We start from the raw sequence: 12,537 nt of genomic DNA, 5'->3' as shown, positions 1-12,537 counted from the left end.
AGTTCGGATTGCAGGCTGCAACTCGCCTGCATGAAGTTGGAATCGCTAGTAATCGGGGATCAGCTACGCCCCGGTGAATACGTTCCTGAGCCTTGTACACACCGCCCGTCAAGTCATGGAAGCTGGTAGTGCCCGAAGTCGCCACAATTCAGTGGTGCCCACGGCAAGACTGGTGACTGGGACTAAGTCGTAACAAGGTAGCCGTAGGGGAACCTGCGGCTGGATCACCTCCTTTCTAAGGGATTTCCTTAGACCCGGTTGTCAATCGGATCCGACCATTCAATTGGGAATGGAAGGCAACCCCGATCGATGGCAGAGCAATCTGCACCGGGCAAGTCAGCACAACCGAGTCCATCTTTGATGGATACTTACATTGCAAAATGTAGGGAAAGCAATTTGGCTGTTTACTTTTCAGGGTGCCATCCGGCATTCTGATGAGATCAAAACAAAATGAAAACGCCACTCCGAACGGAGTGGCGTTTTTTTGTGTCCTTGGTGAGTCCCAGTAGGACATGGTGAGCATTTTTTCCAGCTCTTAGGATGTGCTGATTAGTCGATTATCAAATAACGTGAACGCCTCGGCATTTATTGTTGTTGCTGTTGTTGCGAAGCGGCTGATTCACCAGCGCTATGTTGGTTTTTCGATCGATCACTTTCAGGGATCTCTTGATAGACAGGGAGATCTAGATAGGTCTCTTGGCGGAGCTGAACTGATTCAGTTCTAACTGCGGGTCGGGTGACGACATGAGCCTCAAGAGTTTCACTAGCATTGCCCTGGAAGATGCCCTTGTTTGGCGGCACGTCATTGTAGTTGCGGCCATAAGCAACGGTGGCATAGCAGTCATTGGGGAATACATTATGGGTTGGATCAAAAGCGATCCATCCTTTTGATGGCGAAAAGAACTCCATCCAAGCATGTGACTGGGATGGTGTTTCAGATTGTTGGTCTATATGCAAATAACCACTGACATATCGACATGGCACACCACTAAGTCGAAAGAGCGCTAAGGCAAGATGGGCAAAGTCCTGGCAAACGCCGGCGCCGGTATCCAAAAGATCTTGAGTTGTAGATGCATAGTTGCTTACATTTTGTTGATAAGTCAATTGGCTGTGTAGGCCGTTGCCGAGTTGCGTGACGAGTGTGCCAAGCGTCTTGCATTCAGGTAATTTGAGCTGTTTATGAAAATCTCGTAATGCTGGTGTATCAATAATTGGTCCGGAAAAAAGCGTGAAGTCATAGAGCGTCATCTGTTCGCGGTTATGAAGCTCTTCCATGGGCAGCGGATCGTTGATATCTGCGAATATGTTTGCCGGATGAACTTCAACGACAGAACGAATGAGTAACTCAATTCGCTTGTGGTAATCAGTGATCGAAAACCAGTGCACGGTATTACCCATCCAGTCTTCATGGCGGGTAATTCTGGTAGGTGGGCCGACTGCGAGGCTGAACTCGTGCAAGGTTTGCTGAGCCTGTGATCGCGGTTCAATGCGAAGCTCCATATGAGATTCACGTACGAATCGGTCATAACTGAAGCACATGTGATGTTCAATCTCAAGCAACACGGATTGAAAGATTCCTTTTTAAACAGAAAAGTAGAGTCGTGAAATGGACTCGTGAACTTCCATCAAGCTAGAGGCAAGATCACGGCAGGTGTGGTCGAGCTTTTCTTCAGCCATGATCTCGTGCTCTTCATACATGAGTTTGGCAGAAAGTTTTCCGAGCATACGGGATGGAACAGTCATCAGCTCAGAATCGCTCAGAGAGATGAGATTTTGTTGTAGTGCATGAACACAGGCTCGAACGGAAGAGGGAGTGTACTGATCAAACAAGAGAAATCGAAGAACTTGCAGTGCATCGAGATCAAGTCCAAAGACATGTCGGTAGTTTTCCCATGATGCAACGGTTCGAAGCATGCTACGTAGGTGAGCGTAGTAGATTGGGAGTTCAATAGCTGCGGGCTCATCAATGAGCTTGGGAATTTTGGTCTCGAGTAGCTTGAGTGTTCGGTAGGCCCGCTCAACCATTGTTCCCAGATTAAAAAAAGACCAACCCTCATTGCGGGCAAAGGTGCGATCGACAGCACCACTTACGCCGAAGATCTGCATCTGGACCTCTTTGATGACATCACAGAGAGCCATTGTTGTATCGAGTGGCTGGTTGGTCAGTGTCTGGATGCGATGGTAGGTCTGATTCAGTTGTTCAAATGATTCGCGAGTGAGATTTTCTCGCACGACGCGGGCATTTTCACGTGCACTTCGAAGGGAAGCAGCAATCGATAGTTGATTATCAGTTGCCAGCAGAAAAGAACGTAGATGGGCTTTCGCGACTTCTTCTGTCGCGGATTCAGGATCAACAATGACGATAGCGCCTGGGTATACCTTCGGTAGATCCATCCACAAGCTTCGAGCTAAGCCCGGGGCCAGGCCTCTTAGTTCGACACTCAGTTGCTCAGTGACCAGCAGGAAGCGGGTCATGTTTCCAGCACGTTCCAGGTATCGTCCAAGCCAGTAGATATTCTCTGCTGCCCGTGCAAGCATGCCTCTCATGATGGCTGCTCCGCAAGGACCCAAGTATCTTTACTGCCGCCACCTTGTGATGAGTTGACGACATAAGAACCAGCTTCCATAGCCACGCGCGTGAGGCCTCCTGGTAAGACTTTTATTGTCTCGCCATACAAAATGAAAGGTCGCAAATCGACGCGCCGTGGTTCAAAGTTGTCATTGATGTGGGTTGGATGTTGTGAAAACTCGATCAGAGGCTGCGCGATGTAGTGCTCAGGTCGAGCATCAAAGCTTTCCTTGAATAGACTAATTTCCTCTTTGGTTGCAGCGGGGCCAACCAGCATGCCATAGCCGCCTGCGCCGTCGGTGAGTTTGACAACAAGATCTTTCATGTTCTGCCGAATGTAATCGGCTTCATGGCGGCGATTTCCGACCCAGGTTTTAACCTGTGGAAGAATGATTTCCTCGTCCATGTAGTAACGGACAATGTCTGGAATATATGGATAGATTGCTTTGTTGTCGGCAATGCCCGATCCGGGCGCGTTGACGATTGTTACATTTCCGGTTTGATATGCATGGACAAGGCCTGGCACACCCAGGATACTTTTGCGATCAAATACCACAGGGTCGATGAAGGCGTCATCAATACGACGATAGATGACATCAACTCTCTGTTTCCCTCGTGTTGTACGCATGAAGACTTGGTCGTCTTCAACAATCAGGTCACGGCCTTCAACCAGGGCGACACCCATTTCTCGTGCTAAAAAAGAGTGTTCAAAGTAGGCTGAGTTGTGTAGCCCAGGTGTCAGAATGGCGACCACAGGATCTTGTCTGCCGCGAGGTGCGGCATGCGTCAAGGCTTCTCGAAGTAATTGAGGGTAGCGATCTACCGGAAGAACGGCGTGTTTCTCGAAGAACTCGGGGAATACGCGAGAGAGCAAGTTGCGATTTTCGAGCACATACGAGACACCACTGGGGCAGCGGCAGTTGTCCTCAAGCACAGTGAAAGTGCCTTTTTCATCGCGCAGTAAATCGGTACCAATGATGTGCGTGAAGACATCATGCCTTGGTCGTGTGCCAACAAGTTGCCGGCAGTACTCGCCTGATCGGAATATGAGTTCGTATGGAACAATGCCATCACGAAGGCACTTCTGGTCGCCGTAGATATCTGTGAGGAAGAGATTGAGCGCCGTGACGCGCTGAATCAGTCCACGTTCGACATGTTTCCATTCTGAAGAAGTAACGATACGTGGGACAAAGTCGAACGGAAAAATCCGTTCAACGCCTTCCTCTTGCCCGTACACCGTGAAAGTGATTCCCTGATTGATCAGGCTGACGCGTTGCAATTGCTCGCGGCGACGCAGCTCGTCGGGAGGTAGTGTCTCTAGGGTTGCGATGAGGTCATGGTAAGCAGGGCGTACCTGGCCTTTGGCGTCAAATGCTTCGTCATACCCTAGCCGCGCGTGCGTCCATTCCATGGTGAGTCAGTGTAGCACTGCCTGGGCGAGACTGCATGGTTAGGTTGTTTTTTGGTTGCTCGGAAAAACCATCGAGATCATGGCGGCATCAGTCGCAGGAATCCATCCAGACTGTCCATCGGTCAATTCAATATGCAGCCAATTGGGCCGGCTCTCCAGGAGATCGAACTCAACACCTGCATTGAGCTGTTCATTGAATTTGGGCTCATATCCCTCGGAGTCACCTTTTCGAACCACGATATCGTCGCTGAGAATGACCCCTTGGTCGCTGCCTGGTGTGGCGTAAAGATCGTAGGCGAGCGAGGCTCCAAACAGCAGTGCAATTGTAAAGCAGCAGCCGGCCCAATAATTCCAATAAGCGACTGGTCGTCTGAGGCATACATAGAGCACCGCCCATAAGGCAATCCAGCAAATGGCAAAGATTGTGAGCCTGAGTGAGAATGAAAAGTTGTGGTGCCAGAAAAGTAGCCGCTCGTAAAGTACATCAGCATCGTGGCGCGGCAGTTGGCTCGTCACCGCATTTCGGGCTTGTTCCAGGTTGTATTCAAGATTGGCATCGTTGCCAAGTAGTAGTTCTGCACGGCGATAGTTTAAGATTGCTTTTCCAAGATCGTCCATTTGAAAATAGGTGTTTCCAAGATCGTAGAGCAATTTGCCATTGACAACGCCAGCATCAATAAGCAGCTCAAAGCGATCAGCTGCTCGAGTAAATGAATCTGCAGCAGCTGTCGGGTCCGTTCGCTTCTCTGCGATCGCTTTGCTATAGGCAGCCTCAGCCTCGTTGAGCACAGTGAGCATCTGCTTCGTGTCGAGTCGCTCTACATCAGCAGCATCTAATCTGGTGTGCCCCATGCCAAGAGAAAATAGAAACACCAATACAAGAGTGGTGCACTTACGTGATGTGTTGAAAAGTTGTGGAATCTTCATTTGAGAGACTCCTGTTCAATCGCATTGATTGCTGATTTTGCATCGGTGATGAGATCAGAAGAATGGGTTGATGTCTGTCCTGCGTAACGACTTTGTTCAGTTGCCGCAAAGACATTGGTGACCATCGTGACGCTCTGAGGCGTTGCTCCGGCCGCGAGAAGTTGTGCGGCTGCCTCATTTCCAGTGAGGCCACCTTCGGGAATACCAAGCCGATCGGCGATGTAGATACGCAATGCGATGGCAATAGCTTCGGGGCGATGTTGGTCGTCAAGTCGCTTCGCCTCATTGAGGGCAGCCATGGCGCGGCGAAGTGCAGTGCGACGGCGAGCAAGCGATGGATCCTTGGCAAGTCGACTGCGATGGGCCTGTGTGCTGGCAGCGACCGCAAAGAGCAATGGTGGGCACAACAGTGCGAGGTAGAAAATCCATGCAATGGGTGTTGATTGAACGGTCAATAAATCTGGCCCGGTATAGTTGTGCCCAATGCCCTCTGACTGCTCGCTGAGACTTTGTAAAGGCGTCATATCATTAGCGTTGTTACCGACAATATCCTGAAGTGTCAGTGAAGTGGCCGGTTTGACAGAAATTGCTATCGGCGTTGATCGAGATGATTCATACTGCTCTTCCGCAGGATCGAAGTACGTAAAAGGGATCGCAGGAATCTCAGTGACATTCTTTGATGTGGCGCGAATCGTCTGGGTGAAAATTTTGCTTTGGCCCTGGATCGTTCCAGCGGGAAGTTCGTCTGGCACCTTGAAGTTTTTTGTCAGTGATTGAATGCTCGCTAGATCTGGTGGTTGCAATCTATCTAGATCACTCTGCGAGGCAGAGAGGTCAGTGATTTTCATTGTGAGTGTAATTGGATCGCCGACTGCCACATCAAGAGGTTGTGCACTCATGCGAAAGGCATATTGCCCAACAGCGCCGGTGTAACCAGGAACTCGCCCTTCCCGCGGAGGCGACTTTATGTCGATAGAAGGTACATCTGCCGTAATGATTTCTGGAGTGGTTGATGATGGTACGATCGCGCCCCAAAAGTCTTGGGTTACGCCACGGGGGTAATTGATCACCAGTCGTAGTTCACCAATATCAAGTTGCCCCTGTTTGTCTGGAATAAAGGTGGTTTCGAAGGGGTAGCGGTAGAACGTCTCGAATTCACCTTTGTCGTTGGTGCGTTTGATAAGTCGGCCCCAATCACTTGGTACCCGTCCAGCTGAAAGAAGGCGTTCAATAGACGCTGTAAAGATGCCCCATTGACTGGAATTTTGTATTTGATTGAAAGTGGCAGTTGAAGACAATTGCTGCAAGCCACGTCGGGTCTGGTATTCAAAAGGTGCGATCAGCAAATTCAATGTGAGTTTTATTGGTTGTCCAACATAAGCTGTTTCGGGATCAGCAGTCACTTCCATCACCGCAATGTCACTAATGCCTGGCGATACGATCTGAATCGAAGTCATTTTGGTCTTAACTTCTTTTGAGTCCACGGTCGCGACAAAGGAGGGGACAATCAAGAGGCCTTCCTTTTCAGGCGTGAGGAGCCACCTGTACTCAATCCAACGACTTGATTGTCCGAACATCATCTCGAAGCCTTGGCTGGTGCCAGCTTGCTCTGTGAGGGTGGCCCCCTTGATATCAGTGGGTGCGATTGGTCTTTGATAGCTCTGTGTGTAATCCAATCGAACTTTGACCGGCAAGGGAACTCCCACATAGCCACGTGGAAGTACATCAATCGTCATCGGCTGCGCTTGTGAGACAGCACTGACGAAAAGCGCAGCGATCAAGGCAAGGAGTGAGCCGGCGCGTAAGTTGTTGTTTCTAGTTGCTTGTTTCATTGCTACCAGTCCTTGGATGTTGGTACATAGTCTCTGGCTCGTCGGCGTTCCATCTCTTCTCGCCGTTGCTTTTGCTGATCTCTGACCTGTTGCAAGAGTCGAGATGCTTCTTCCTCTGTCATTTCTCCCTCAGTACCCGAAGGCTCTGCCTCGGATTCTGATGGTTCTTGTTGCTCCTGCTGATCTTGCTGCTCGGTCTGCTCTTGTGGTTGTTCTGGTTGCTCTTCCGGTTCTTGATTGAGATCTTGCAATTGCTCAAGGAGGTCACGGATCTTGTCTTGAAGTTCTTTGGACTGCGGCGTCTGCTGGTTTTCCAATGCATCGAGCATTTGGTTAAGCAGATTCTCAGCATTTTGGTTGGTCTGTTGTTGTTCCGATGTCTGTTCTTCTTGTTGCTGCTGCTCCAATTGTGACTTCAATTGGTCTAGTAACTCTTCCAGTCGATCGAGATCTAGTTGCTGCTGATCTTGCTGCTGCTCGCCTTGCTGCTGCTCATCTTGCTGCTGCTCATCTTGCTGTTGTTGATCTTGCTGCTGCTCGCCTTGCTGTTGCTGATCTTGCTGCTGTTGATCTTGCTGCTGCTCGCCTTGCTGTTGCTGATCTTGCTGTTGCTGATCTTGCTGCTGTTGATCTTGCTGCTGCTCGCCTTGCTGTTGCTGATCTTGCTGCTGCTCGCCTTGCTGTTGCTCGCCTTGCTGCTGCTGATCTTGCTGTTGCTCGCCTTGCTGCTGCTGATCTTGCTGCTGCTCGCCTTGCTGTTGTTGATCTTGCTGCTGCTCGCCTTGCTGTTGTTGATCTTGCTGCTGCTCGCCTTGCTGTTGTTGATCTTGCTGCTGCTCGCCTTGCTGTTGTTGATCTTGCTGCTGCTCGCCTTGCTGCTGCTGATCTTGCTGCTGCTGATCTTGCTGCTGCTGATCTTGCTGCTGCTCATCTTGCTCAAGCTGTTCTTCGAGCTGATCCATGAGTTCATCAAGATTCTGCTGCTGATCTTGGTTCTGCTGCTGATCTTGATTCTGCTGTTGGTCTTGATTCTGCTGTTGATCTTGATTCTGCTGTTGATCTTGATTCTGCTGCTGTTGTTGCTTGAGCTGTTCCTTGATTTTTTCCAGTTCTTGAATGGTGCGCCAGGTCAGCTCTGTGTTTGCTAATGCGTCAGCTTGTTTGGGGTCGGTCCGCAGTGTTTGTCGGTAGCGATTCATCGCTTCGTTAAGCTGCTTTACTGCCATATCAATCTGTTTGATTGGGCGCTGGTCGGAAATAGGTTCATCGCCTTGCTGCGGAGCCTGAAGCGTCTGTATTGCTTCTTGGTAGCGGGCATTGCCCAGATTGTAGGCGGCATCAGCAAGTAGTTCGGGTTGTTGCGTCAGTCCCATTGCCTGTCCAAATGCACGAGCCGCACGTTCGAAGTCACCCATGCGATAAGCCGCAACAGCTTGGTCATATGCGAGTTCAGCGAGCGGTGCATCGAGCTCATTCGTCAGTTGATTTTGTGCTTGTTGATAAGCGTCGGCAGCTCGGGCAAAGTCTTCTGAATCCATTGCCGCCTGAGCCTCAGCCACTAACGCGCTCGGTGAAGGAAGTTCTTGCGTCGTTGAAGCTGATTCCGAAGAGATTGGCGCTACCGGTGCCGCCAGCGCCAAGTAAGTTGCCAAGACTGGTATGGAAAGATGGGTGATCATGCCATGAGCTCCGCATGCTTTGATGGTTTGCTTCGTCGCTCGCCAAGAAAAGACTGGATGAACAGGAGCAGCAGGCCAATGCCAACGAACCACTGGTAGCGAGGAATAGCCCGCTCGAGCCGTTCAGATTGATAGACGCGGCCTGCAGTGGGGGCCAAAGAAGTTTTGTAGACCTCGCCGAGATCAACATTGCTGACACCAACATCATAGAAACGTCCGTCAGCGGCCATGGCGACTTGGGTCAGCATGTTGGGATCCATCCGTGACCAGACCTCTTCTCCCTGATAGGTCAGGTAGATCGTATTCCCGCCCATAGAGATTGGGATTCGCGATCCTTGTGCCTGATCGCCAAGGCCGACCGTAAACACACGGACGCCTTGGTCCTGAAATGCTGAGGCAGCTGCTTCCACAGGGAAGCTATCCATGTCTTCACCATCGGAAAGTACGAGTATGGCCTTGAAGTCTTGGATGTCATCGGTGAATGAATCTGCAGCCAAGCGAATGGCATCTCCCAGCTTGGAGCCACCTTGCGTCACCGATTGCGGCCTGACATCTTCAAGCGCCGTTCGAATGGCACGATAGTCAATGGTCAGGGGTGTCTTAATTTGGGAAACGCCCGCAAATGTAATCAAACCCACGCGATCGCCATGAGTTGATTCAAGAAGATCTGAAATGTAGTGTTTGGCTCGATCGAGGCGATTGGGTTTGACGTCTTCGGCAAGCATCGATTTGGATATATCTAGCAGCACATATAAGTCGATGCCACGCTGTTCCACCTCTTGATAACGCGTGCCCCAGCGTGGGTCAATAAGTGCGGCAACCAGAAAAACCATACTGGCAATGAGGAGTCCCGCCTTCCAGCGACGGCGGCCAAGACTCGTGAAAGCAGTTAATGGTCGCTCTAAGCGGCGTGACGCGAAGCGAGAAAGGGCTCGATGGCGTTGCTTGAATGCAATGATGATCAGGATCAACGCAAAAAGTACAGCCCAGAGCCAGTTCAGTTTTGCCAAGGAAATGAATTCGATGCCGTCAAACATAGGATAGATAGATCTTGATTAAGGAAGGATTCGATAGCGTGTTGTTGCAAGGGTTGTTTCGATAAGGAGTAGAATCAGTGCGGCCAGTATGAGGGGTGGAATTGACAGTGAGCCAAAACGAACATGCTCAACTGCGAGCTCACTTTGTTCAACAAACTGCTCTTCAAAGAGCTCGCTCTTTTCGAGGTCATCGATCGTCGAGTAGATTTCGACAAGAGAATCAGTGTTGAATGCTCGAAAATACTGTCCACCTGTCATTTCAGACATCTCAGTGAGAAGCTTTTCGTCTACGGGCTCCACACGCATACGGACCTCTCTTGTGCGTCCAAAGGCATCACGCTCAACGACCGGAACTTCTCCACGATCAGTGCCAATGCCGATGGTGTAGAGCTTGATGTCATACGCTGCCGCCATTTCTGCAGCTTTGAGTGGTCCAATCTCACTGGCATTGTCTTCGCCGTCTGTCAACAGAATGATGACCTTGGAGGTGACTTTTTTGTCAGTGTTCATCTCGCGGCTTGTTTCAAGGCTCGCAAGTCTTTCGACGGCAAGAGCAACGGCATCACCGATGGCTGTTGCGCTTTCTTCATCGCGCGGTGCCAGTGGTTTCAAGGCCACCAGTTTTTCACTCAAGAAACGATGGTCAAAGGTCATTGCAGCCAGTGAATCTGCGTACTTGGCAAAGGTAATAATTCCTATCAGATCATGAGGGCGGCCCTGGAGTTCATCAACGCCAAGAATAAAGTCTTCGGCGACTGCTTTGGCTGCTTCCAGTCGTGTGACGCGTTGCCGATTGATGACAAAGTCATCCGCACGCATCGAGCCTGAACGGTCGATGACCATCTCGATGGCCACGCCTTCAGCATGGACTGCACGATGGGCATCTGCTTTTTGAGGACGAGCCAGGGCCACAATGAGAAGCACCAACACGGCAGTGCGAAGCGTGGGAATAATCCACCGCGTTTTGACAACCCAGGTTCGCGGCATCTTGCTCAGAATAGAGATTGATGAATAGCTGATTGTTGTTCGCTTGCGAGGCTGCAGCCACCACCACCAAAGTACTGGAATCAGCAGCAGCAGAAGGAGATACCAAACTGAGTAGGCATCAAAGCCGAGGTCAGACATTATGCCACCTCCTGAATCTGATCGGATTCATCAAGCTCATGTGGTCTGGTCTGTTCCACAAATTGACGAGCCCCCAAGAGTGCTGCGTTTCCTTCTTGTGGAAGTGGCTCGTGCTTTGCAAATTTCACCATATCAGCGGCTCTTAAGAAACTTTCAAGAGCATCTTTTTGAGCGCCGGATAAAATGGCTTGATGGCGAATCTCGCGTAGAAACTCATCTGTGGTGCGCTCTGGTGCCATGACACTGAATCGTCGTTCGATGTAACGGCGCACGATGGTGCTTAGGCGTGTATAGAAAATGTGAAATCTGGCGCTGTTCAGTAGTTGTTCTGATTCAAGCTTGTCTATAGCTGCCATTGCTTCAATGTCAGCGGGTAAAAGTTGAGCAACTGGAAGTGCTGCTTCCTCGGTTCGGCGATTTGCCAGAATCAACAGGAATGCAATGATTGCGATCGCAACACTGCAGCCAATGATGAGCCAGGCCCACCAGGGCCACGGCTTGCTCAACGAGATGTCGATTGGTCCTCTAATATCTTGAAGTTCAGCTTCTTCTGGTATTGTGCTAAGGCTTGTATTGACTGTCAGTGTGACGGGGGAGGTTGAGACAGATCCATCCTCCTCACCTTCAACGGTGCGGATTTCTATCGCGAACGCCGGTAATTCTTGTTGGCCTGGCTCCAGACTGTCGAGAAGGAGTTTCCATCGAAATTGTCGGCCATTGTCAGTGGGTATGTCGGGTTGGCGTTCTATCTCCAATAGATTGAAGGCGCCCACCTGTTCGCCAAGTTCAGGAAACAAGAGGCGTGTGTTTGGTGGCGCGATCGCTGTGACAATGACGTTAAAAGGCTGGCCTGCAGAAACAGGTACGCTGGGTGTGAGCAATGACAATGTGATCTTGCCAGTGTCGTCCTGCGATGTTGTGGTCTGAGTTTGTGTGACAACCTGTCGATTGGAAGCAAATCCAGACGAAACAACGATTGATAAAATGACAAAAGTGATGGCGCAAAGCACATAACAAGGCATCTCAAGTTGTTTTGTTTGTCTAGAAAAAGTCATCGTTCGAGTCGTGCTTCTCTGCGTTTGAAATATCGAGCTAAAGGTTCCACTAATTGTTCCCCGGTATGCAAGTGGATTCCATCCATGCGATTGGAACGCAGCCAGTGGTCGCGGTGTTCTTTGTGTTTTCTGGCCATCTCCTGAAACCTATCGCGAACAGTCTTGCTCGAAGTGTCGACAAGAATTTGTTGGCCAGTTTCATTGTCCTTGAGTTCAATCAGGCCCACATTTGGGAGTTCTTGTTCATGTCGATCTGAGATAATGACAGGAATAAGATCGTGGCGCCGCCGAGCGATTTTTAAAGGTGTTTCATATGCGACGTCTTGGAAGTCGCTGATCAGAAAGACGACGGCCTTTCGTTTTTGAATGCGATTGAGATAGTCCAGTGCCAGGCTGAGGTCTGTGCCACGGCCTTTGGGCTCAATGGCGAGTAGTTCGCGAATGACACGTAGGACATGCTTTGGACCCTTGCGAGGTGGCACGAACTTCTCGATCTGATCAGTGAAGCAGATCAGGCCTACTTTGTCGTTGTTTTTGATAGCGCTGAATGCGAGCGTCGCAGATAGTTCCGCAACAAGTTCACGTTTGAACTGCTCCTCTGTTCCAAACTGTTGAGAGCGGCTGAGATCAACCAGTAGCATCACAGTCAGCTCTCTTTCCTCATGGAAGACTTTCACATGAGGGTCATTCATGCGCGCAGAGACATTCCAGTCAATGGTGCGTATGTCGTCGCCGATCTGGTACTGCCGGACCTCTTCGAATTCCATGCCACGACCCTTAAAGGCAGAGTGGTACTTACCCGCCAGGGCATCGTTGACAATATGAGAGGTCCGGATTTCGATCCGGCGTACTTTCTTGATGAGCTCAGCAGGAATCATCAGAAAACTCGTGGGGTATTAGCG

General features: G+C 50.3%; 10 protein-coding genes and 1 rRNA gene. 1 reads left to right on the top strand and 10 read right to left on the bottom strand.

What is annotated here, in order from left to right:
- Positions 1–235 (top strand): 16S ribosomal RNA (locus P8J86_13230); the annotation flags it as partial.
- A gap of 350 nt (positions 236–585) precedes the next feature.
- On the opposite strand, the gene P8J86_13225 is transcribed toward P8J86_13230, so the two are convergent.
- The 10 genes from P8J86_13225 to P8J86_13180 are packed head-to-tail and all read right to left on the bottom strand — an operon-like array spanning position 586 to position 12,513.
- Positions 586–1,563 carry a transglutaminase family protein gene (locus tag P8J86_13225; GenBank protein MDG2055653.1) on the bottom strand — a complete coding sequence of 326 codons (978 nt, stop codon included), beginning with the start codon at positions 1,561–1,563 and terminating at the stop codon, positions 586–588.
- 18 nt (positions 1,564–1,581) lie between these two features.
- Positions 1,582–2,547 (bottom strand): alpha-E domain-containing protein, encoded by a 966-nt coding sequence (locus tag P8J86_13220; protein MDG2055652.1) that lies wholly within the window; start codon positions 2,545–2,547, stop codon positions 1,582–1,584.
- Positions 2,544–3,980, bottom strand: coding sequence for a circularly permuted type 2 ATP-grasp protein (locus tag P8J86_13215; GenBank protein MDG2055651.1), 1,437 nt, complete (start codon positions 3,978–3,980; stop codon positions 2,544–2,546). Before P8J86_13215 ends, P8J86_13220 begins: the two co-directional genes overlap by 4 nt.
- Before the next feature lie 39 nt (positions 3,981–4,019).
- A complete protein-coding gene (locus P8J86_13210) occupies positions 4,020–4,907 on the bottom strand; it encodes a hypothetical protein (GenBank protein MDG2055650.1) in 888 nt (295 codons plus the stop codon).
- The gene (locus tag P8J86_13205) at positions 4,904–6,739 is read right to left on the bottom strand and encodes a BatD family protein (protein MDG2055649.1); all 1,836 of its coding nucleotides are present in this window, start codon (positions 6,737–6,739) and stop codon (positions 4,904–4,906) included. Before P8J86_13205 ends, P8J86_13210 begins: the two co-directional genes overlap by 4 nt.
- A gap of 2 nt (positions 6,740–6,741) precedes the next feature.
- On the bottom strand, positions 6,742–8,418 hold the full coding sequence (locus tag P8J86_13200) for a hypothetical protein (protein MDG2055648.1): 1,677 nt from the start codon (positions 8,416–8,418) through the stop codon (positions 6,742–6,744).
- Entirely contained in the window at positions 8,415–9,455 is a 1,041-nt protein-coding gene (locus tag P8J86_13195; GenBank protein MDG2055647.1) for a VWA domain-containing protein, read from the bottom strand. Before P8J86_13195 ends, P8J86_13200 begins: the two co-directional genes overlap by 4 nt.
- Positions 9,456–9,473: 18 nt before the next feature.
- Positions 9,474–10,580 (bottom strand): VWA domain-containing protein, encoded by a 1,107-nt coding sequence (locus P8J86_13190; protein ID MDG2055646.1) that lies wholly within the window; start codon positions 10,578–10,580, stop codon positions 9,474–9,476.
- Positions 10,580–11,635 carry a hypothetical protein gene (locus P8J86_13185; protein ID MDG2055645.1) on the bottom strand — a complete coding sequence of 352 codons (1,056 nt, stop codon included), beginning with the start codon at positions 11,633–11,635 and terminating at the stop codon, positions 10,580–10,582. The genes P8J86_13190 and P8J86_13185 overlap by 1 nt, the downstream gene beginning before the upstream one ends.
- Positions 11,632–12,513, bottom strand: coding sequence for a DUF58 domain-containing protein (locus P8J86_13180; protein MDG2055644.1), 882 nt, complete (start codon positions 12,511–12,513; stop codon positions 11,632–11,634). Before P8J86_13180 ends, P8J86_13185 begins: the two co-directional genes overlap by 4 nt.
- Between the last annotated feature and the right edge of the window lie 24 nt (positions 12,514–12,537).

It is taken from the genome of Phycisphaerales bacterium, from assembly GCA_029268515.1.
GTDB lineage: Bacteria > Planctomycetota > Phycisphaerae > Phycisphaerales > SM1A02 > JAQWNP01.
This window is presented reverse-complemented; position numbering and strand designations above follow the sequence as displayed.

Bases quoted from the DNA above. Each gene is read 5' to 3' on its own strand.
- P8J86_13220 (MDG2055652.1), bottom strand. From the start codon at position 2,547: ATGAGAGGCATGCTTGCACGGGCAGCAGAGAATATCTACTGGCTTGGA.
- P8J86_13215 (MDG2055651.1), bottom strand. From the start codon at position 3,980: ATGGAATGGACGCACGCGCGGCTAGGGTATGACGAAGCATTTGACGCC.
- P8J86_13210 (MDG2055650.1), bottom strand. From the start codon at position 4,907: ATGAAGATTCCACAACTTTTCAACACATCACGTAAGTGCACCACTCTT.
- P8J86_13205 (MDG2055649.1), bottom strand. From the start codon at position 6,739: ATGAAACAAGCAACTAGAAACAACAACTTACGCGCCGGCTCACTCCTT.
- P8J86_13200 (MDG2055648.1), bottom strand. From the start codon at position 8,418: ATGATCACCCATCTTTCCATACCAGTCTTGGCAACTTACTTGGCGCTG.
- P8J86_13195 (MDG2055647.1), bottom strand. From the start codon at position 9,455: ATGTTTGACGGCATCGAATTCATTTCCTTGGCAAAACTGAACTGGCTC.
- P8J86_13190 (MDG2055646.1), bottom strand. From the start codon at position 10,580: ATGTCTGACCTCGGCTTTGATGCCTACTCAGTTTGGTATCTCCTTCTG.
- P8J86_13185 (MDG2055645.1), bottom strand. From the start codon at position 11,635: ATGACTTTTTCTAGACAAACAAAACAACTTGAGATGCCTTGTTATGTG.
- P8J86_13180 (MDG2055644.1), bottom strand. From the start codon at position 12,513: ATGATTCCTGCTGAGCTCATCAAGAAAGTACGCCGGATCGAAATCCGG.